21 protein-coding genes and 3 pseudogenes are annotated in these 20008 nt (G+C 69.3%); 5 read left to right on the top strand and 19 right to left on the bottom strand.

All coding sequences use genetic code 11. The features are described 5' to 3' along the window. Positions 1-111 precede the first annotated feature (111 nt). From E4191_RS21570 to E4191_RS21580, 3 genes are read right to left on the bottom strand one after another with little or no spacing between them, the layout of a single operon-like run. Complete coding sequence (locus E4191_RS21570; RefSeq protein WP_139616387.1) at positions 112-1146, bottom strand: DUF3618 domain-containing protein; 1035 nt, start codon at positions 1144-1146, stop codon at positions 112-114. Further along, a complete protein-coding gene (locus E4191_RS21575; RefSeq protein ID WP_139616388.1) occupies positions 1136-1537 on the bottom strand; it encodes a phage holin family protein in 402 nt (133 codons plus the stop codon). The genes E4191_RS21570 and E4191_RS21575 overlap by 11 nt, the downstream gene beginning before the upstream one ends. Continuing rightward, complete coding sequence (locus E4191_RS21580) at positions 1530-2159, bottom strand: hypothetical protein (RefSeq protein WP_139616389.1); 630 nt, start codon at positions 2157-2159, stop codon at positions 1530-1532. Before E4191_RS21580 ends, E4191_RS21575 begins: the two co-directional genes overlap by 8 nt. A 286-nt stretch (positions 2160-2445) precedes the next feature. Between E4191_RS21580 and E4191_RS21585 the strand changes: the two genes are divergently transcribed. Then, the gene (locus E4191_RS21585; protein WP_139616390.1) at positions 2446-2829 is read left to right on the top strand and encodes a DUF1622 domain-containing protein; all 384 of its coding nucleotides are present in this window, start codon (positions 2446-2448) and stop codon (positions 2827-2829) included. 18 nt (positions 2830-2847) lie between these two features. Here the strand turns inward: E4191_RS21585 and E4191_RS23965 are convergent, their stop codons facing one another. Both E4191_RS23965 and E4191_RS21590 read right to left on the bottom strand, forming a co-directional pair. Further along, positions 2848-3015 (bottom strand): hypothetical protein, encoded by a 168-nt coding sequence (locus E4191_RS23965; RefSeq protein WP_176562847.1) that lies wholly within the window; start codon positions 3013-3015, stop codon positions 2848-2850. A gap of 144 nt (positions 3016-3159) precedes the next feature. After that, on the bottom strand, positions 3160-4017 hold the full coding sequence (locus E4191_RS21590) for an SDR family oxidoreductase (protein ID WP_139616391.1): 858 nt from the start codon (positions 4015-4017) through the stop codon (positions 3160-3162). 232 nt (positions 4018-4249) lie between these two features. On the opposite strand from E4191_RS21590, the gene E4191_RS21595 reads away from it, so the two are divergent. The 3 genes from E4191_RS21595 to E4191_RS21605 all read left to right on the top strand — a co-directional run bounded on the left by E4191_RS21595 (position 4250) and on the right by E4191_RS21605 (position 6203). Further along, entirely contained in the window at positions 4250-4723 is a 474-nt protein-coding gene (locus E4191_RS21595) for a sigma-70 family RNA polymerase sigma factor (protein WP_139616392.1), read from the top strand. A gap of 200 nt (positions 4724-4923) precedes the next feature. Continuing rightward, positions 4924-5364, top strand: coding sequence for a sigma factor-like helix-turn-helix DNA-binding protein (locus tag E4191_RS21600; RefSeq protein ID WP_139616393.1), 441 nt, complete (start codon positions 4924-4926; stop codon positions 5362-5364). Between the two features lie 95 nt (positions 5365-5459). Continuing rightward, the gene (locus tag E4191_RS21605) at positions 5460-6203 is read left to right on the top strand and encodes a Crp/Fnr family transcriptional regulator (RefSeq protein WP_139616394.1); all 744 of its coding nucleotides are present in this window, start codon (positions 5460-5462) and stop codon (positions 6201-6203) included. A gap of 19 nt (positions 6204-6222) precedes the next feature. Here E4191_RS21605 and E4191_RS24395 read toward each other — a convergent pair whose 3' ends face one another. Next, positions 6223-7209: an HWE histidine kinase domain-containing protein gene (locus E4191_RS24395; RefSeq protein WP_228461895.1), complete on the bottom strand. Its 987-nt coding sequence runs from the start codon at positions 7207-7209 to the stop codon at positions 6223-6225. Between the two features lie 52 nt (positions 7210-7261). Next, positions 7262-8470 (bottom strand): annotated as a pseudogene (locus tag E4191_RS24400) (PAS domain S-box protein); the annotation flags it as partial. A 262-nt stretch (positions 8471-8732) separates the two neighbouring features. Between E4191_RS24400 and E4191_RS21620 the strand changes: the two are divergent. Beyond that, positions 8733-9101: a response regulator gene (locus E4191_RS21620; RefSeq protein ID WP_139616396.1), complete on the top strand. Its 369-nt coding sequence runs from the start codon at positions 8733-8735 to the stop codon at positions 9099-9101. 82 nt (positions 9102-9183) lie between these two features. Here the strand turns inward: E4191_RS21620 and E4191_RS21625 are convergent, their stop codons facing one another. From E4191_RS21625 to E4191_RS21675, 12 genes and pseudogenes are all read right to left on the bottom strand, one after another. After that, the gene (locus tag E4191_RS21625; RefSeq protein ID WP_139616397.1) at positions 9184-9672 is read right to left on the bottom strand and encodes a hypothetical protein; all 489 of its coding nucleotides are present in this window, start codon (positions 9670-9672) and stop codon (positions 9184-9186) included. 143 nt (positions 9673-9815) lie between these two features. Then, positions 9816-10802 (bottom strand): PRC-barrel domain-containing protein, encoded by a 987-nt coding sequence (locus tag E4191_RS21630; RefSeq protein ID WP_139616398.1) that lies wholly within the window; start codon positions 10800-10802, stop codon positions 9816-9818. Between the two features lie 263 nt (positions 10803-11065). Continuing rightward, a complete protein-coding gene (locus E4191_RS21635; RefSeq protein WP_139616399.1) occupies positions 11066-11959 on the bottom strand; it encodes a hypothetical protein in 894 nt (297 codons plus the stop codon). Positions 11960-12181: 222 nt separating this feature from the next. Continuing rightward, positions 12182-12631: a ferritin-like domain-containing protein gene (locus E4191_RS21640; RefSeq protein ID WP_139616400.1), complete on the bottom strand. Its 450-nt coding sequence runs from the start codon at positions 12629-12631 to the stop codon at positions 12182-12184. A gap of 105 nt (positions 12632-12736) precedes the next feature. Continuing rightward, positions 12737-13906 carry a zinc-dependent alcohol dehydrogenase gene (locus E4191_RS21645; protein ID WP_139616401.1) on the bottom strand — a complete coding sequence of 390 codons (1170 nt, stop codon included), beginning with the start codon at positions 13904-13906 and terminating at the stop codon, positions 12737-12739. After that, complete coding sequence (locus tag E4191_RS21650) at positions 13906-14520, bottom strand: SRPBCC family protein (protein ID WP_139616402.1); 615 nt, start codon at positions 14518-14520, stop codon at positions 13906-13908. Before E4191_RS21650 ends, E4191_RS21645 begins: the two co-directional genes overlap by 1 nt. Before the next feature lie 95 nt (positions 14521-14615). After that, positions 14616-15080, bottom strand: a complete 465-nt coding sequence (locus tag E4191_RS21655; protein ID WP_139616460.1) for a DUF421 domain-containing protein — start codon at positions 15078-15080, stop codon at positions 14616-14618. Between the two features lie 88 nt (positions 15081-15168). Continuing rightward, positions 15169-16881, bottom strand: coding sequence for an ABC transporter permease (locus E4191_RS21660; RefSeq protein WP_228461897.1), 1713 nt, complete (start codon positions 16879-16881; stop codon positions 15169-15171). Continuing rightward, positions 16871-17839, bottom strand: coding sequence for an ABC transporter substrate-binding protein (locus tag E4191_RS21665; RefSeq protein ID WP_139616404.1), 969 nt, complete (start codon positions 17837-17839; stop codon positions 16871-16873). The genes E4191_RS21660 and E4191_RS21665 overlap by 11 nt, the downstream gene beginning before the upstream one ends. An 84-nt stretch (positions 17840-17923) precedes the next feature. Continuing rightward, a complete protein-coding gene (locus E4191_RS21670; RefSeq protein WP_269436685.1) occupies positions 17924-18670 on the bottom strand; it encodes an ABC transporter ATP-binding protein in 747 nt (248 codons plus the stop codon). 91 nt (positions 18671-18761) lie between these two features. Next, positions 18762-19031: pseudogene (locus E4191_RS24650) on the bottom strand (ATP-binding cassette domain-containing protein); the annotation flags it as partial. 109 nt (positions 19032-19140) lie between these two features. Next, positions 19141-19819: pseudogene (locus E4191_RS21675) on the bottom strand (GntR family transcriptional regulator). Between the last annotated feature and the right edge of the window lie 189 nt (positions 19820-20008).

Raw genomic sequence — 20008 nt, forward strand, 5'->3', positions numbered from 1 at the left:
CCAGAGACCAGGTCGGTTTGGGTGAAGGTGCTTCCTTGGCGGTGCCCCATCATGGTCAAAAGAAAAGGCCCCGCAGGTGCGGGGCCTTTCGGGATTGCGGGGGCTGTCGGTTCAGACCTTGGGTGTTCCGGTCGCGTTCGGCGTTCCCGTCGTGCCCGAAGCGCCGGTCGACCCGGTCGCGGCAGGTGTTCCCGAGGGTGCCGTGCCGGCGGTCGGCTTGTCTGCCTTGTCGTCGGTCAACTCGTCCTTGGCGGCGGCGACCACGTTGGAGGCGGCGGACTTGGCTTCGTCCAGACCGGCCGAGACGGCGTTGCCGACGCGGCTCTTCTCTTCCTGGTAGACGGCCTCGGCCTCGTCGAAGAGCTGGTCGCGATAGTCGCCCATCAGCTCGTCCTCGCGCCGGGTGCCGGGCAGCATGGCGCCCAGGGCCGCGCCGCCGATCAGGGCCAGCGCGCCGAAGAGCAGCGGCTCGCTGTCATAGCTGCGCGCGACCTTGCGGTTGGCCTGCGCCAGCTGGCGGTGGGCGGCGTCGCTGGCGTCCAGCGCCTTGCGGCGCGCGGTCTCGATCCGCTGGCGGGCCTCGTCGCCCAGGCCCTCGGTGCCTTCTCTCAGGCGGTCGCGCAGATGGCGCGCCTTGTCTTTTGCCATGTCCGTCATGCCATGCTCCTTGCTGGATCCGGTGGTCAGGCCGGAAAAAATGCCCGAGGTGCGGCTCGTCGTCCGGTCCGTCGCCTGTCCTTGGTCCGACGCCCAACCCGGGGGCTGCGCCATCGGCCGGGGCGCGCGGGCGGGGGTCGGTGCCGGGGTGGGGGTCGGCGCGAGGACCGGGGTCGCGGGGCGGTCGTGGCGCACGGGCCGGTCGTCCGAGGACGCGCCGAAGCCGTGGACCGGGTCATGGCCGCGCCCGAAGATCATCCAGGCCAGACCGATGCCGGTCAGGCCCAGGGCCACGGGATTGGCGCGGGCTGCGGCGCTGGCCGATTCGGCCCATTCCGCGCCGTTCCTGCGGACCGAGCCGGTCAGGCGGCGCGACAGGCCGTCCAGCGACAGCTCGCTCTGCAGGTCGTCGAGGGTGCGGCGCAGGGCCTCGCGGTCCTTCTCGATCTCGCGTTCGATATGGTCGGGATTGTCGGCGTCATGCGTCATGATAGGCTTCCTTCACCGCGCTTGCGTCGCGCTGGACATTCTCGGCCGTGCGCGTCGGCATGAGGTTTTCGGGCTTCAGATCGGCCATGCCCTTGCGCAGCAGCACATAGGCCAGGATCGCCAGGATCACGCCGACGATCACCGCGCTCCAGATCGGGCCGAGGTCGGTCTCGGCCAGGGCGGCGACCAGGGCGGCGGTCAGCACGTTCAGCGTGACGATGCCCAGGACGGCGGCGGCCGCGACCATGCCCAGACCCGCGCCGGCGCGGGTCAGGTTCTGGCGCATCTCGGCCTTGGCGAGGGTGATCTCCTTGCGGACCAGTTCGCCCGAGAGGCGCAGGGCGTCGGAGGCCAGCGAGGCGGGGTTCTGCGAGCGGACGGGATCAGGCATGCGAGCCTCCGTCGTTGCGGCCACCGGCGCCGGGGATGGGGCCGGTCGGGGCGGGGCCAGTCGGAACGGTGCCGGTGGGGACCGCGCGAGCGGCGCTGGCGGCCGAGGGGGTGACGGTGGCGGTGCCGGCCGGGCCGACCGTCGCAGGGGCGTCCGGGGACGGGCGGCGGGTCATGCCGGCGTCGCCGAAGCCGCTGGTGTTCATGGGGGTCGAGGACGGGACGGAGCCCGCGCGCAGGAAGCGGATCGCGGCGAAGCCCGCCAGGGCCGAGAGGCCCAGGAAGGCGCCCGGCTGGCGGCGCGCGAAGCTGCGCACGTCCTCGACCATCTGGGCCGGGTCGGTCGCGTTCAGGCTGCCCGCCAGACCGCTGACGCTGTCGGCGGCGCGGTCGAACATGGTGGCGATGGACGAGTCCGGGTCGATCTCGGACCCAGCCTTGCGCAGGCCCGCGGCCACGCTTTCGGCGCGCTCGGCGATGCCCGAGCGCAGGTCCTTCTCGCGGCGCGTGACCTCGTCCTTGACGCTGCCCGCGAGGCGCGAGGCCTGGTCCGTGGCCTCGGACGCGATGTTGTCCTTGGCGGAGGTGCCGGTCGCCTTGGTGTGCGGATCGTCGACGGTCATCTGGGATCTCCTTCGGTTTGGATCGGTCTTGGCCCGGGCGCGATGAACGGCTCATCGACCCCGGTTGCTGGGGGCTCCAACCGGCGAAGGCGGCCGATGTTCCAGGGCGGTTCCGGGAGGGGAGCCGCCGGGCCCCGGTGGCGGGCGCCGGAGCGGGGGTTTTGCACCCCCGCACCCCCGCAGGATATTTGGGCCAAGATGAAGGGGTTGGGTGCCGTCATGGTGCAACTTCGCCAGGGCGGGGACGTTGGCGCGGGATCTTGGAGCGGCACAGGGGTTTTTGGGGATGCAGCTGGACGAGGGAGTGGTGTTCTCGCTGTCGGATCACCTGGGGCGGCTGGCGGGGCCGCTGGAATGGCTGGTGGTGCTGATCGAGCTGTTCGCGATCGCCATCCTGATCCTGGGGGTCGTGCGGTTCCTGGGCTGGTTCCTGTCGGGCGAGGTCCTGCGGCGGGCGGCGCATGACCCGGGCCACCAGCTGAACCGCGGGCGGCTTGCGCTTGGCCGGCACATCCTGTCGGCGCTGGAGGTGCTGATCGTGGCGGACCTGATCCGCACGGTGCTTCACCTGACCTTCGACAACATCCTGCTGCTGGGCGGGCTGGTGCTGATCCGGTCCTTCATCTCGGTGAGCCTGGACTACGAGATGCGGGCGCTGGAGACGGAGTGACGGCCGGGGGCCGGCCGGTCACCTGTCGTCGGCCTCGCGCGCCCGGGCCAGGGCTTCCTGCAGGCGCAGGGCCAGTTCGCGCAGGCGCGGGGGGATGTCCTCGCGGGCGACCTCGGACATGAGATCCTGCATGGCCCGGTCCAGATGCGGATCCTCGGGCGAATTCTTGTCGTGATCGGTCATCATGTCCCCGGCTGTCCTTTCCTCGTCTGGTGGCATGCGGCCCGGCGCCTGTCACGCGATTTCATGGCTTGCGTGCGCCGGGGCATGTCACGATATGGTTGGCGGTCCGGAGCCGGGGCCGGGGCCGGGGCGTCGGTTCGGGCCGTCCTACATCATCGGCTTGCCGCCCGTCACGGCGATCGTGGCGCCCGAGACGTAGCTGGACATCGCCTCGGCCAGCATGACGTAGGCCGAGGCCAGCTCGACCGGCTGCGCGGGGCGGCCGATGGGATAGTCGGCGCCGAACTGCGCCACCTTCTCGGCGGGCATGCTGGCGGGGATCAGCGGGGTCCAGACCGGGCCCGGCGCCACGACATTGGCGCGGATGCCGCGATCGGCCAGCATCTGCGCCAGGCCCAGGGTGAAGTTCTGGATCGCGCCCTTGGTGGTGGCATAGGCCAGCAGCGTCGGGTTGGGCTGGTCCGAATTGATCGAGGCGGTGTTGATGATCGAGCTGCCGCGCGGCATATGCGCCACCGCCGCCTTGGTCAGATGGAACATCGCGTCAATATTGACCGCGAAGGTGTGGCGCCATTCGTCGTCGCTGATGTCCTCGATCCGGGCGAAGCTGCGCTGGTGGGCGGCGTTGTTCACCAGAATGTCGATGCGGCCGAATTCGGCCACCGTGCGGTCCACCACGTCGCGGCAGAACGCGGGCGAGGACAGATCGCCGGTCAGCACCAGGCAGCGGCGCCCGGCCTCGCGCACCAGGCGGGCGGTGTCGGCCATGTCGCGGTCCTCGTTCAGGCAGACCAGCGCCAAGTCGGCCCCCTCGCGGGCATAGGCGATGGCGACCGCCCGGCCGATGCCGCTGTCGCCGCCGGTGATCAGGGCGATGCGCTCGGGCAGGCGGTTCGCCCCGCGCCAGCTGTCCTCGCCGTGATCGGGAAGGGGGTCCATCTCGAGGAAGCTGCCGGGCAGGTCCTGCTGCTGTTCGGGAAAGGGCGGTGTGGGATGGTCGGTCATGGCGCGTCTCCTGCAAAACATCCGGATCTGGGCATCCGGATCTGGGGCGTGCAACCGGCACCTGCATCCGATGTTCCCGGCCTTCGGTGCCCCGGGCGCCGGCCCGCGTCGGCGCAAACCGGCCGGTCGGGGCCACGGGCTGCCCGATCGGGCCGGGATGCGCGCCGCGATGGAACCCCGCCCCGGTCGGACCTGTTGTTTCACCAGCGCAGATTGGGGGGCGCCATCCCGCATGTCCGACAATATCATGGAACACATCCCCGCCTTGCGCGCCTATGCGCGCTCGCTCTGCGGACGGGCGCATGACGCCGACGATCTGGTCCAGGAAACCCTTCTGAGGGCCATCGAATATGCCGACCGCTACAAGCCCGGCAGCTACATGCGGGCCTGGCTGTTCACGATCATGCGCAACCGCTTCTACACCAACGTCAAGAAGGCCGCGCGCGAGCGGACCGGCGGCGCGGACTGCGTGTCGGGCACGCCCATCTCGCAGCCGGGGCAGGAATGGTATCTGCGCCATCGCGAGCTGTGCGACCAGCTGGAGCGGATGCCGGCGCATTACCGCGAGGCGCTGGTCTTGGTCTCGGTCTTGGGGGAAAGCTACATCCGCGCGGCCGAGGTGATGGACTGCGACATCGGCACGGTCAAGAGCCGGGTGAACCGGGCCCGGGGGATCCTGCGCAAGGCCTTGGAACCCGAGTTCTGACGTCCGGCACGCTCGTGTACCGATCGGTTCAGTTTGAAAAAAGACCTGCGATATTCAGTGCTTCCAATGCTATGGGGAACGGCACGCGGCCAAGATGCCGCAGGTGGCCGCCGCAAATTTCTCTTTTTAAGAACAAATGTTCTAGAACGACACGTTCAAGTTGTTCCTAATGGCGGTCAGACGAAAGGAAGGCGCGCCAGATGATTCAACATCCCCATTCCAATCTGACAACCTATGTTCCCGCGCTGCGGCTGTATGCGAGGGTCCTGTGCGGCAATGCCGGGACCGGCGACGGACTGGTCGCCTGGTCGCTTCATCGGGCCGACGAGCTGGCCTGCCGCGATGCGGCCCAGAGATGCCGCTTCACGTGGCTTCTGTCCACGCTGCGCGATCTGCATCGCAGCGGCATGCTGGACCGGGCCTCGAACATGCCCTGCGCGAATGACCTTCCGGGGCACGAGGATCTGGCCCTGCTGATGACGCTGCCCCCGGCAGAGCGCGAGGCCCTGACCCTGGTCCGGTTCATGGGCTGCACGCGGGTCAACGCGGCGCGGATCATGGGCGTGTCGCGGTCCAAGGTGGACCGGCTTCTGGCCATGGCGCGCCTGCGCCTGGATGGCCCGCCGATGGGATCCGCCTGAGCCGTCGGGAACATCGCATGCCCGGAAAGGTTCCATCCCTTGCAGCGACGACTGCACATCGGGCGCCCCACGGGGCGCCGCGGGAATGGAGACGCATGACCGACAACCTACTGGCGCGGAAACTGGGACAGGTGGTCCAGTTGTCCGCCGCCGATCTGGCCCTTCTGGACGGGCTGAGCGAGCGGTCCTACACCGTCGGCTCGGGCGAGGATATCATCAAGCAGGGCGACGAGCCGCGCTATGTCCACCTGGTGCTGGACGGCATCGTCTGCCGCAACAAGGTGCTGCCCAATGGCGACCGGGCCATCGTGGGCCTGCTGCTGCCGGGCGACCTGTGCGACCTGCACATCGCGATCCTGGGGCGGATGGACCACAACATTTCGGCCCTGTCGGACTGCCGGATCGTCGACATCCCGCATCGCACGGTGGTGGAGATGACCTCCAGCTCGCGGCGGCTGGCGATGGCGCTGTGGTGGGCGACGCTGGTCGACGAGGCGATCCTGCGCGAATGGCTGGTGGGCCTGGGACGGCGCCGGGCGGACCGGCGCGCGGCGCATCTGCTGTGCGAGATCCTGGCGCGGCTGGAGGCGGTGGGGCGCGGTCAGGACCGGGTCGTGCCGCTTGGGCACCAGCAATTGGCCGATGTGCTGGGGATCACCTCGGTCCATCTGCACCGGGTGCTGGGAACGCTGAAATCGCAGGGGCTGATCGTGCAGCAGGATCGCCGCATCGTCGTGAACGACGTCGCGGCGCTGCGCGAATACGGTCAGTTCGATCCCGACTACCTGCACCGCGACGACAATCTCAGTCCGCTGGCCGAATGGATGCTGGCGGGCTGATCGCGCGTCCGGTCCGGGTTCAGCCGAACAGCAGCTTGGCGCAGCGCTTCAGGTCGACGGGCTTCTCGCACAGCGGGATGTCGCGATAGGGGGCGGCGATGGTGGTGCGGTCGTATCCCGAGGCGAAGACCACCGGCACGCCCCGCGCCCGCAGCCGGTCCACCACGTCATAGGACATGGTGCCGCCCAGGTTGATGTCCACCACCGCGCCGTCCAGCCGTTGCGTCCGCGCGATCAGGCCAAGCGCATGGTCGATGCTGGCCGCCGGCCCCACCACCTGCGCCCCCGCCGATCCGAACGAAGTCGCCAAGTCGTCGGCGGCGAAGTAGTCGTCCTCGACCAGCAGGATATGGCGGCCCGACAGCTGCGGCGCGGTCACGAGGCCATCTCCGCCATCCGCGGCCGGTCCAGCGGCAGGTCGATGCTGCAATCCAGGCAATCCGCGCCCCAGGTGATAGCTGGTCAGCGCGCCCAGGCTGTAGGGCAGGGCCTTCTCGATCAGGCGCCGGCCATAGCCGCCGTCCGAGGTCTCGGCCTCGACGGGACCGCGCAGGATGCCCTCGTCGTGCCAGTCGATCATCAGGCGGCGGCCCGTCTCGCCCTCCTCGACCCGCCAGCGGACGTTCAGCCTCCCGCCGCAGCCCGACAGCGCGCCGTATTTGCGGGCATTGGTGGCCAGCTCGTGCAGGCCCAGGGCCAGGGTCTGGACCAGCGTCGGGCGGATGCGGACCTGGGGGCCGTCCAAGCGGACCGCCTCGCCCTCCTTGGCGCCAAGCGCGTCCAGTTCCAGCCGCAGCAGGGCGCGCAGGGTGATGGGTTCCTGTTCGGCCCGCGACAGCAGGCCCTGCACCCGCGACAGCGCCGACAGGCGGTCGTTGAAGCGGTCGAGGAAGGCCGGCGTCGGGCCGGTGCCCGCCATGGTCTGGGTGGCGATGGACCGGACCACGCTGATCAGGTTGCGGGTGCGGTGCTGCAATTCGGCGACCCAGCACGCTCTGGCGTTCATGCGCTTCCTTCTGGGCCTGCACCTCGGTCGAGGTGCCCAGCCATTCGGTGATGCGGCCGGTCTTGTCGCGCACCGGGCTGGACCGGGTGCGGTGCCACAGATAGGCCTTGTCGGTGCTGCGGCGGATGCGGAATTCGGTGTCCAGCAGGCCCTCGACCCGCGCCCGGTCCCAGGCCAGCATCGCCCGGTCGCGGTCGTCGGGATGCACGACATCCAGCCAGCCCCATTGGCAGGCCTGATCCTGCGACTGCCCGGTGAAGGACATCCATTGCGGGCTGGCCCAGATCCAGTGCCCGCGGTCATGGGACCGCCAGACCAGCTGGGGGATGCCCTCCATCAGCGTGCGCAGCGATTCGTCGGCCTTGTGGCGTTCGGTGACGTCCTGGCCGATCTTGACGAAGCCGGTCAGCATGCCCTGGCGGTCGTGCAGCGCGCGCACCACGCCCTCGATGAAGACGCGCGAGCCGTCCTTGCACAGATGCTCGCGCATGTTCAGCGCCGAGCCGTTGCGGCTGGCCGCGTCGATGTCCCGGTGCGGCTGGCCGATCTTGCGATCCTCGGGGGTATAGACCAGCGCGCCGGGCCGGCCCACCGCCTCCTCGGCGGTCCAGCCGAAGACCCTCTGGGCGCCGGGCAGCCAGTCGGTGACGATGTCGTCGGGATCGGTCACGAAGATCGCGTAGTCGGTGATCGATTCGACCGTCAGGCGAAAGCGTTCCTCGGAATGGCGCAGGGCGTTCATCTTGAACAGCCGGTCGATCAGCGGCCCCAGGATGGCGCTGTAGGTGCGCAGGAACTGGATGTCGTGTTCGGTGAAGTGATGCGGCCGGGTGTCGTCGACCTGCAGCAACCCGTAGACGACACCGCCCGGCAGCATGATCGGCACGTTGGCCAGCGCCACCACGCCCTGGTCGCGCATGAACTGCGGGACCTCGAAGCGGGTCTCCTTTGCGATGTCCGGGCTGGTGATGGGGCGGCCGCAATTGATCGAATAGCTCTCGGACGAATGGTCGGACATGGGCACGCGGACCTGTCCCACGACGTCCCGGGTCCAGCCGATCCCCGCGCGCAGGAACAGGGTGCGGCCGTCGTCCTGCAGCTCCAGCACCTTGGCGCGGCGGGTGCCCAGGGCGGCGGCGACCAGCCGGCAGGCCTCGTGCAGCACCGCGTCCAGGTCGTCGTGCAGCGTGGCGAAATCGCCGAAATCGGCCAGCGTCTTCTGGCGCGCCGCGTATTTCCGGATGATGTCGTCTTCGGTCATGAAGGGCCGGACCCCGCTGATGAAATCGAATTGCAGTCTATGCACCCACAGGCAACTTCCGAGTGCAAAACGCAATAGTTTAATTCATGCCAGATTGTGGATGCAGACATGCAACAAATGTGCAACTCTATATGTCTAAGTCCGTCGAACCGGCAGTCTTGTCGCTTCATAAATTTTTCGTGCGACCCGGATTAGCGCATGTCGGTCGGGGCAGAAAACCGCCCAGACCTCTGTCTGCGATCCCGGAGGGGTGAGAAAAGACATGATGTACCGAATCATGATCGTCGAGGACGAATACTGGACCGCGATGCATCTGGCCAATGAGGCCCGCGATCGCCGCGCCATCGTCCTGGGACCGATCAGCTCGATCGAGAAGGCCGTCAAGTTCCTGGAAAGCGCCGAGCCGCCGGATGTCGCGATTCTCGACATCCAGCTGCGCTTCGACGAGGTCTTTCCCTTGGCCGACATGATGCGCGAGGCGCGGATCCCGTTCATCTTCGCCACCGGCTACGAGCCCGAAGACCTGCCCGAGCGCTTCTCGGACGTCCCGCATTTCGTAAAGCCGTTCATGGGCGGCGAATGCATCGAGGCGGTGCTGGACCTGGCGGCGGCCAAGCGCGCCGCCGAATAGCCGCGTCAGACGCCTTGCGACATGGAAAAAGGCCGGGCATCGCTGCCCGGCCTTTCGTCGTTTGGTATCCCTGACTGCGGGATCAGTTCGCCGGAGCGGGCTCCGGGCTTTGCAGCGGGACCGTCGTGGTCTCGGTGCCCTCGACCGGGGCGGTCGTCTCGTCGGGCTCGATGATCTCGACCGTCACGCTCTCCTCGGCGATATCCGCCGGGGCGGCATCGGCCTCGATGTCGGCCGCGGGGGCCGTGTCTGTGGCAGGCGCTGCCTCGGGCGTCACGGCGGGGGCCGGTTCGACCTCGGGCTCGGGCTCGACCGGATCGACCACGACCGGGGTGGGCGTCGTGTCGGCCTCGGCGTCGTCCATCTGCGTCTCGGCGACCGGCTCGGTCGTCTCGACCTCGTCATCCGACGACATCATGCCCAGAAGGAAATAAGCCAGGATCGCCAGCACGATCACGCCGATGACGATCGGCAGGACCTTGGACTTCTTCTCCGTCTCGGCGGGCCGGTCGGTGGCGTAGGGATCGGTCGTGCGGGGATGGTTCGGGTCGTTGATGGGGGTCTTGGCCATGAAAGTCTCCTGTCTGGCGGGGGGCCGCACCCGCGTCGCCGGAAGGGTGTCGGCCGGGAAAGTCGGTCGTCAAGGCCCGGCTGCCGTCCAGGGACTGCAGCCGGGCCATCGAAGCATCGTGTCAGGCGCCGTAGACGGGCGTCTTACTCGACTTCGTATTCCGGCATGGTCTCGATCGAAGCCGAGTCGGTGGCGATGAAGCCGCGGATCTCGTCACCATCGGTCGCCTGCTGGAAGGACACTTGGTCCATCGGCAGCGACACGTTGCGCTCGCCCATTCCCAGGAATCCGCCGACACCGACGATGACCATCTCGATCTGGCCGTCATCCGTCAGCACCAGGTCGTTGACCTGACCGATGTTTTCGTCATCGGCGGAATAGATGGCCACGCCCTCGACGGTTTCCGCCGTCAGCATCTGCATGTCGGCGGCCTGATAGCCGTCGCGCATCTCGGTGTCCATCATCGGCGCGCCGGTCACGTCGACCTGCGGTTCGGCCTGCGTCACGTCGACATTGGCTTCGCCGCCTTCGACGACCTCGACCTCGGCTTCGGCTTCCTCGACCGAGACATCGGCCTCGCCGCCCTCCTGGATGTTCACGTCCGGCTCGGCGGTGCGCAGATTGACCTCGGCCTGCTCGGCTGCGGCCACATCGACCTCGGCTTCGGATTCCTGCACGTTCACCTCAGCTTCGGCGTCACTGACGACGATGTTGGGCTCGGGTGCCTGGTAGCGGACAACGGGCTCGGGAGTGTCGACCATCACGGTCGGCTCGCCCTCGGCCACTTCCACGGTGGGATCGGCCATGCGGACCGCGACGCGCGGCTCGGGGATGTCCACGGTGACGGTCGGCGGAGCCTGGGTCACGGTGATGGTCGGCGCGCACTGCTCGACAGTCACCTGCGGCGGCGCCTGCTGGACCGTCACGGTGGGCTCGGGCTGATCGACGGTCACCTCGGGGGGCGACTGGCTGACATCGACCTGGGGGGCGGGGACGGTGACGTCGACCTGCGGATCGGCCTGGTCGACGATGACCTCGCCGCCCATCGGAGTGGTGGCGGCTTCCTGTGCGACGCTGGCGGTGGCCAGCAATGCGGTGGTGGCGACGGTTCCCATAAGCTTCATGAACATGAAGTATCTCCTGATTTAGATTTAATGCTATTGCTAGCGTTCCTGTCCACCCAACACGAGAAATGCTTTGACGTTCCAATAATAATTAACTTCATTTAATTGGGATTATTCCGGGTTAATCCAGGAACAAACCGGCGCTTAAAAGTATAACACGGGTTTTTGAAAATCCGGGTCTGGCGCCTCGGCAATGGCCCGGCCCATCCGCCCTTTGGACATGCAAACGGGCGGCGCTTTCGGCGCCGCCCGGTCATGATGTCCCGCGATCACTCGCTGCGGTCGTCCACGATGATCTCGACGCCGTTCTCGGTCCGATAGACGGCGATCACCTGGTCGGCGGCGTGGCCCTCGGCCTCCAGCATCTCGACGATGCGGGCGTCCTGCTGCAGGGCGGCCTGCAGGGCCTGGCGGCTGTCACCGGCCTCGTCCATCGCCTCGTCCAGATCGGTGCGCGTGCCCATCGAGGTGCCCATGACCTGCGTGGTGCCCGTGGCCAGACCTTCCGAGATGCCCGCCGGGCTGGCCGTCGACTGACCCGCCGTGCCCGCGGCCGAGCCGGGCGCGCCGCCCGAGCCCTCGACCGTCTCGTTGGTCGTGCGGCCGCCGGTCATCGGGGGATTGCCCTCCTCGGCGGTGGCCATCGAGGCGCCGCCCGCCGCGTCGACCTCGCTCAGGGGCAGGATCTGCAGCCGGGTCGTGGTCTCCAGCGTCTCGACGACGTCCTGGCCGATCTGGCCCGCGCGCAGGTCGGTGGCCAGCTGGGTGCGGGTCAGCGACGCGGATTCGGCAGAGCCGCCCGAATCCGCCGCGGAGCCGGTGTTCTGGCCGCTGCCGGTGATCGTGGGCTCGGTCCCCTCGGGGGCGGGTTCGTCCGAGCCGGAATCGGCGCCGGTCACCGGCGCGTCGGTCGCGGTGCCGGTCGCCTCCATGTCCGCCGCACCGTCCATGTCCGCGGTGTCGTCCGTGCCTTGGGTGACGTCCGTCGCGGCAGGCTGCTCGCCGCCGCCGCCGACGACCGATCCGGCAGCACCCGCGCCGCCGCCCAGCTCCTGTTCGGTCTCGGCGGTGGGGGTGATTGCGGCGTCCTGCGCCCAAACCGGGGTGGCCAGGGCGGTGGCCAGAAGGGCTGCGTAGCTGGTCTGCATCAGATGTCGTGCCATGTCGTGTCGTCCTTTTCCGGGGGTCCGCCGTTCGCGGGCGGTGCGGGGATCCAACCGGGGGCAGGGGGGAATGTTCCGGGGCGCCGGGGGCCCTGCGCCCGATCGCCGCGCAAACCCGGTCACGTTCGCGCGTGACTGTCGTGACCCCGGGCCCGGGGACGAAAAGGACCGGCACCCTGGGCGGGGTGCCGGTCCCGGAAAGCCGATCCGCGACAGCTGGTATCAGGCGGTCTCGGAGGCGCGGATCATCCACTCGCGGTGGCGCTGCTCGTCCGCCAGCGCCTTGCGGAAGAAGATCTTGGACTTCGGCAGCGCGTCGCTGTGGGTCGAGGCGCGCTCGTAGGCGGTCACGGTGTCCTCCTCGTTCGTGCGCATCGCCTTGAGGATCGCGCCGTCGCCGAAGAGGCCCGCCAAGGCGACCTTGCCGGTGGTCAGCATCTGCTTCATGTCGCCGTCCAGCGGCGCCTCGGCCCCGATCTCGGCGGCCATCTCGTTCAGGACCTCCAGATGCTGCAGGTGATCCTGGCGGAACGCCTCGACCTGCGCGACCAGGGTGTGGTCGGACAGGCGCGAGGTGGTGGATTCGTAGGCCGCGATGGCGTCGCGTTCCAGAAGGATCAGGTTGGTGACCAGATCCGCGATCAGGTCTTCGGTTCCGACGGTGGTAACCATGGGCAGTCTCCTTTCGGGCGCCGACCCGAAACGGGGCCGGCATCGGGGGGCGTGCAACCGGGCGGGGCGCGGGATGTTCCCGGCCCGCCCGGCGGCAACGGGGCGTTAGGGCGTCAGCACGACCTTGGTCCATTCGTTCTGGTTGTCGGCGAAGTTGCGATAGCCGCGCGGCGCCTCTTCCAGCGAGAGGCGGTGCGAGATCAGGAAGGTCGTGTCGATCTTGCCCTCCATGATCATGTCCAGAAGCCGGCTGCCGTAGCGCTGCACATGGGTCTGGCCGCTGCGAACCTGCAGGCCCTTCTCCATCAGCGCGCCAAGCGGGAACTTGTCGGCCATGCCGCCATAGACGCCCGGGATCGACACGCGGCCGCCCTTGCGCACCGCCATCAGCGCCATGCGCAGCGCGTGGGCCCGGTCGGCGCCGATGCCGACCTTCTGCTTGGCGGTGTCCAGCAGGTTGTCGGGCGCCATGCCGTGGCTTTCCATGCCGACCGCGTCAATGACCGCGTCGGGGCCCATGCCGCCGGTCATCTCCATCAGCGCCTCCAGCACATGGGTCTGGGTATAGTCGATGACGTCGGCACCCAGGCCCCGGGCGAGGGCCAGGCGGTTCGGGTGGTGGTCGATGGCGATCACCCGCCCCGCGCCCATCAGCAGCGCGGATTGCACGGCGAACAGGCCGACCGGCCCGCAGCCCCAGACCGCGACGCTGTCGCCCGGCAGGATGTCGCAATTCTCGGCGGCCATCCAGCCGGTGGGCAGGATGTCGGACAGAAACAGCACGTCCTCGTCGGGCACGCCGTCGGGGACCACGATCGGCCCCACGTCGGAATAGGGCACGCGCACATATTCCGCCTGACCGCCGGGATAGCCGCCGGTCATGTGCGAATAGCCGAAGAGCCCGCCGACTGCATGGCCGTACAGCAGCTCGGACGCCTCCTGCGTCTCGACCGGGTTGGCGTTGTCGCAGGCCGAGAACAGCGTGGCCTTGCAGAAGAAGCAGCTGCCGCAGGAGATGGTGAAGGGCACCACGACCCGCTGGCCCTTCTTCAGCGTCGATTTCGGGCCGGTCTCGACCACCCGGCCCATGAACTCGTGGCCCAGGATGTCGCCGCCCTGCAGCCCCGGAATGACCGCGTCATACAGGTGCAGGTCCGATCCGCAGATCGCGGTCGAGGTGACCTCGATGATCGCGTCGCGGGGGTTGACGATCTGGGGATCGGGGACCGTGTCCATGCGGACGTCGTGCTTGCCGTGCCAGGTCAGTGCGCGCATCAGGTATTCCTCTGGTTCGAAGCGGTGGCGATCTCGCCGGTTTCCAGCAGCATCTTCAGCCGCTTCAGTTCCTGCCGCCCGCGGGTCTTGGGATCGATGCCGCGCAGCTTGGCGGCCCAATGGCCCAGAAGCCCGTAGGGCGGGACATAGGCGACATGGGCCTCGACCTCGGTGCCGCGCCCGGCGGGGGCGTCGCGCAGGCGGATCTTGGCCTCGACCTGGAAGTCGGCACCCTCGACCGAGCGCCAGGCCAGGGATTCGCTAGCGCGGTCCTCGACCAGCCGCGTCTCGATGCGGAAGGGGCCGTGGCCGCCGTCGATCACCCAGATGGGGCGGTCGGGCGTGCCCTCGATGGCGACCAGGTCCTGCATGAACAGGGCCAGCTGCCTGGGATCGCGCCACATGGCGTGGATGCGGTCGCGGGGCGCGTCGATGGTGACGGTGCGGCCCGTGACCTGATAGCCGCCGAACTGCAGCCGCTTGGCGGTGCGGCCCGGCGCGCTGTCGGCGGGATGGCGGGGGCCGGGCGTCATCAGGCGGGCCACCCCCACCACGCCCAAGGCCAGGACGGCCACGCCGAGGATGGGGAAAAGATCGGATCTGCGGTCGGTCATGAAACCTCCTTGTCGCAGGGAGCGCCGCGTGCGGCTGCGAGGGGGCCAGAACCGGACCGATGGGCTTTTGTTCCCGCCCACCCCGTCCGCGCGCCTCAGCGCGGGATGACGGTCATCGAGCCGTCGGTCTCCAGCACCACCGACTTTACCTGCGTCAGATCGGTCTTGCCGCTGGAGCGCAGCGCGGCGTCGATCTCGTCGCGGGTGACGCGCTGCGTCTTCATCGCGCCCTCCAGCGGGCGGCCGTCATGGACCAGCAGCGTCGGCTCGGCCTTGATCAGCGCGCGGAAGCGATCCGAGCGGACGGAAGCCCAAGTGATCGCATATTGCAGATAGACCAGCAGGGCCAAGGCCACGACCCCCTCGACCAGGGGCACGCTGGCGGTCAGCAGCACGGTGGCCAGGGTCGAGCCCAGGGCCACGGTCACCACCAGATCGAAGGCGTTCATCTTGCTCAGCGTCCGCTTGCCCGAGGCGCGCAGCATGACGATCAGCGCCAGATAGGCCAAGAGGCCGACGATGACCGTGCGGATCACGCCTGCCCAGTCATCGAAGAACATCGGATCGGACATGGGTCGGCCTTTCATCGCGGAAAGCTGTGGGGTGAGCCGGGTCAAGCCGCCCCGTCCCCGATGGTTCCCCGCTGCCCTATCCCTGGTGCCACGGCAGCGCCCGGGCCCCGGCACCCCGCAGGCTGACCTGCGCCAGCGCACACAGCGCCAGCAGCAGCAGCGTCGACAGGACCGAGACGGCGGCGGCGGCGGTCGAATTGCCCTCGTATTGCAGGGAAAAGACCATGACGCCGATGGTCTCGTGCCCCGAGGACCACAGCAGCGCCGACAGGGTCAGCTCGTTCATCGCGGTCATCACGACCAGCATCCCCCCGGCCAGCGCCGCAGCCAGGACCGAGGGCGCAAAGATCCGGCCCATCCGGTCGGCCAACCCCAGCCCGGCGATGCGCGCGGCCTCGTCCAGGCCCGGGTCGGCACCCTGTGCCGCCGCCATGACGGGGCGCAGCACCAAAGGCAGGAAGCGCGCCAGATAGGCGATGAGCAGGATCGCGGCGGTCCCGTAGAGCGAGACCCCCAGCAGCGGCAAAGGCGGCAGGAAGGCCAGGATCATCGCCAGCGCGACCACGGTGCCCGGCACGACCCACGGCGCCTCGGCCAGCAGGTCCAGCGCGGTGACGGCGGGGCTGGGGCGGCGCGTCGCCAGATAGGCCAAGGGCAGCGTCACCGCGACGCACAGGATCGCCGCCGCGCCCGACAGCATCAGCGAATTGCCGAAGGCGCGGGTGACGGCGGCATTGGCCAGCACCCGGGCGTACTGGTCCAGGCTGGCCACCTCCCTCGAGAAGGGCACCCCGATCGCGGGCACCAGCGAGGTCAGGACCAGCGCGGCCAGCGGCAGGATCGCGATGACCGCGACCCCCGCCCAGATCAGCGCCTGAGCCCAGAGGGGGGCGCGGCGGGTGGGCGCGAAGGCGCGCCCGCCCTCGATCCGCATGCGCAGCTGCCGCATCAGGACCGCGCGCAGGGCCAGCGCCGCCACCGCGATCAGCGTCAGGATCAGCGCCAGCACCGCCACCTGCCCCGCGACCGAGGGGCCGAAGCCATTGAGCCGCTGATAGATCAGCGTGGTCAGCATCGGCACGCGGCCGGGGATGCCCAGCAGCGCCGGGATGCCGAAATTGCCCACCGCGGCGGTGAAGGCCAGCAGCGCGCCGGCCAGCGCCGAGGGCGCGACCAGCGGCAGGATCACCCGGGCCAGCACGCGGGCGGGCGGGACGCTGGCGATCCGCGCGGCCTCGACCAGATCGGCGGGCACGGATTTCAGCGCCGCGCGGATGGCGATGAAGACCAGCGGCATATGCTCGATCCCCATGACCAGCGCGATGCCCATCCGGGAATAGAGCGGATTGCCCTGCCCCGGCGCGGGCGCCAGCCCAAGGGGGCTCAGGATCGGGGATTGCGACCCCAGCAGCTCGATCCAGGACAAGGCGAGGATCTGCGAAGGGATGATCAGCGGCATCAGGATCAGGAAGGACAGGACCGCGCGGAACGGCATCCGCATCAGCCCCACGGCCAGCGCCAGCCCCGCCCCCAGCACCACCGACACGCCGACCGAGACCAGCGACAGGGTCAGCGTGTTCCAGAAGGCCCGGCCCGTGGCGCGCGCCGACAGCGTGTCGCGCATCGTGCCCAGCAGCTGCCCCTCGTCGCCGGGGCCGAAGGCGGTCAGCAGCAACTGCCCAAGCGGCCAGACGGTGATCAGGCCGACATAGACGCACAAGGCGAGGGCCAGCATGCGCTCGCCCCCGCCGGTCCTGCGGTCGCCGAGAAGGTGCAGGTCAGCCGCCATAGAGGTCGGCGAACTCCATCTTGACGTCCTCGCCATCCGACAGAAGCGCGGCATTGTCGGCGCCGATGATGCTGAGGCTGTCGGCCTCGGGATAGCCCTCGGGCGCGGCCATCCCGGCGACCAGCGGGAAATAGCCCTGCGCGACCGACTGCTCCTGCGCGGCCCGGCCCAGCTGCCAGTCGACGAAGGCCTTCGCGGCATCGGGCACGTCGGTCCCGGCCAGGATCGCCACCGGCTGCGTCACCGCCGTCACGCCCTCGGACGGGAAGACGAAATCGACGGGCGAGCCCTGCGCCTTGGCATTCATCGCCATGTATTCGACCAGCACGCCATAGGCCTTCTCGCCGCGCGCGACGGCCTCCAGCACGGTGCCGTTGCCTTGGCCCGCGACGGCGCCGCCCTCCGCCAGCGTCTCGAAATACTCCCACCCGAACTCGGGCTGCTGGACCATCGTGCCGACATGGATCGCCGCCGCCCCGGAATACAGAGGCGAAGGCATGATCGTCTGCGCGGCGGCCTCGGGGGCGGCCAGATCGGCCCAGGAGGTCGGCGCCTCGACCATGGAGCTGTTGTAGACGATGCCGGTGGTGATCAGCTTGGTGGGAAAGAACATCGCCTCCGCATCCAGCAGGGCCGGGTCGATCCCGTCCACCGGCGCGTCGGGATGCGCCATCAGGCGGTCGTCCTGCTTCAGCTGGGTCATGGCGACGGCATCGGCGATCAGCAGCACGTCGGCGGGGGTGTCGCCCGCCGCGAACTCGGCCTGCAGCTTGGCCATCACCTCGGTCGTGCCGGACCGGAACAGCTCGACCTCGATCTCGGGGTGGTCCTCGTTGAAGGCGGCGATGACCTCGGTCATCTGCTCCTGCGGCTGCGAGGTGTAGACGGTCAGGGTCTGCGCCAGGGCGGGCAAAGCAAGGCCGGTCAGGGCGGTGGACAGCATCAGGATGCGGGTCATGAAAGCCTCTCGGGGGTCGGGGACAAAGGGCACGCGCAGGGCGGCAGGGCGGCCGCTGCGGGGGTGCGGAAAAGGATGGGGCGGTCAGGCATCGGCATCCGCCGTGGCGGCGACCGAGGGTTGGCGCAGGGGGGCGGCCTCGCCCTCGCGGGCGATGACCCAGCCCCCGGTGATGTCGATGCCGACCTCGTCCTGCGCGGGCAGGGGCTGGTCCAGCGCCAAAGTCAGCAGGTCGGTCCCGATGCCGCGCGGCAGGACATGGGTCAGATAGCGCCCGTGCTGGAAGCTTTGCGACAGGATCTGGGCGCGGAAATGGCCCGGGCCCCGCGACAGGCGCAGATCCTCGCGGTGCAGGCACAGCCAGGCGGGGCCGGGACCCGCCCCGCCGGGAACCCTCAGGGCGCCGCCGTCCAGCATCAGCGTACAGATCCCGTCCCGCCGGGCGGTCACCCCCACGGGCAGGGTCGCGCCATGGCCCACGAAGCGGGCGACCATCGCGGTGGCGGGCTGGCGGTACAGATCCTCGGGGGTGCCCACCTGCTGGATGCGCCCGCCCTCCATCACCGCGATATGGCTGGCGACCGCCATCGCCTCGTCCTGATCATGGGTGACCAGGATGAAGGTCGTGCCGGTGGCGGCATGCAGGCGCCGGAACTCGGCCAGCATGCGGTGGCGCAGATGCGCGTCCAGATTGGCCAGCGGCTCGTCCAGCAGCAGCAGCGCCGGGCGCAGCACCAGCGACCGCGCCAGGGCGACGCGCTGCCGCTGCCCGCCCGACAGCTCGTGCGGGCGCCGCTCGGCCAGGGGCTCCAGCCCCACCGCCTGCAGCATCTGGTCGACACGCTCGCGGGCGCTCGGCCCGGGGCAGGCGGCGGGTCTTCAGCGCGAAATCGACATTGCCGCGCACGGTCATGTTGGGCCAGAGCGCATAGGACTGGAACACCATGCCCAGATCGCGCGCCTCGGGCGGCACGAAGCTGTCGGCCGAGGCGATCAGCCGGTCGTCGAAGCGCAGCTCTCCGGCATCGGGCAGCTCCAGCCCGGCGATCAGGCGCAGGAGCGTGGTCTTGCCGCAGCCCGACGGACCCAGCAGCGCCATGAAGGCGCCCTGCGGCAGGTCCAGATCGACATCGTGCAGGACCTGCTGGCCGCCGAACGACTTTCCGATCCCCTTGGCCTGGACGCGCGGCATCTGCCCTCTCTTTCAGCCGCCTGACTATCGCGGCGGCGTGACGGTTCGTCGTCGATCCGGTGACAATGGTGTAACGAACCGGACAGTCGCGGGCCAGTCCGCAGCGGCCCTAGCCCTGCGCCGTCGCATGTTCCAGCCGGGCGAAGGCGGTCATCACCACCCGCTCGGATCGGTCCAGATAATTCGCCAGCCGCGCGGCGGCCGCCTGTGGATCGCCCGCCTGCAGCCGCTCGAGGATGGCGGCATTGTCCTGCAGGAAGGGCGCGTGCAGCTGTTCGGGATCGTCCAGCAGCCCGAAGGCCAGCCGCAGTTCCGCCATCGCCTGCGCGAAGAAGGCGGTCAGGCGGGGGCTGTCGGCCAAGGCCACGATGCCCGCGTGAAAGCGCATGTTGGCGCTGCCCACCCCGCGCCAGTCGCCCGCCGCCTGCGCGGCCTGCGCCTGCGCCACCTCGGCGGCCATGCGGGCGACGGCGGCGTGGCGCGGGCCAGGCCTGCGCCAGCGCCGGGATCTCGATCAGCCGGCGCAGGCGATAGATGTCCAGCACCCCGGCCATCGAGGGCACCGCGACCGACACCCCGCGATGGGGCAGGTGGGTCAGCAGCCCCTCGTGGACCAGCAGGCGGAACACCTCGCGCAGCGTGTTGCGCGAGACGGACATCTCGGCCGCCAGCCGCGCCTCGGACAGCCGCTCTCCGGGGCGCAGGCGGCCGGTGATGATCCGGTCGCGCAGCCGGGCGGCGGTCTCGGGCGCGAGGCCCGCAAAGGGGTGGGCTGAGGCGTCGGTCATGGCGGTCCCGCTGGTTGCGAGGCGATCATGGCGGTCCCGTCCCCGCAAGGCAAGGCGGCAGGCTGCACAGGGATGCGGCAGATGGCCGGGCATGTGGCGCCTGATTGTTCAACAATATGGCCAACTCTGTCAGATAATTCTTGACGGATCACGGGACCGTGCGCCAGCCTTCGGAAAACTTCCCCGATC

It is taken from the genome of Paracoccus liaowanqingii (assembly GCF_004683865.2).
Lineage (GTDB): Bacteria > Pseudomonadota > Alphaproteobacteria > Rhodobacterales > Rhodobacteraceae > Paracoccus > Paracoccus liaowanqingii.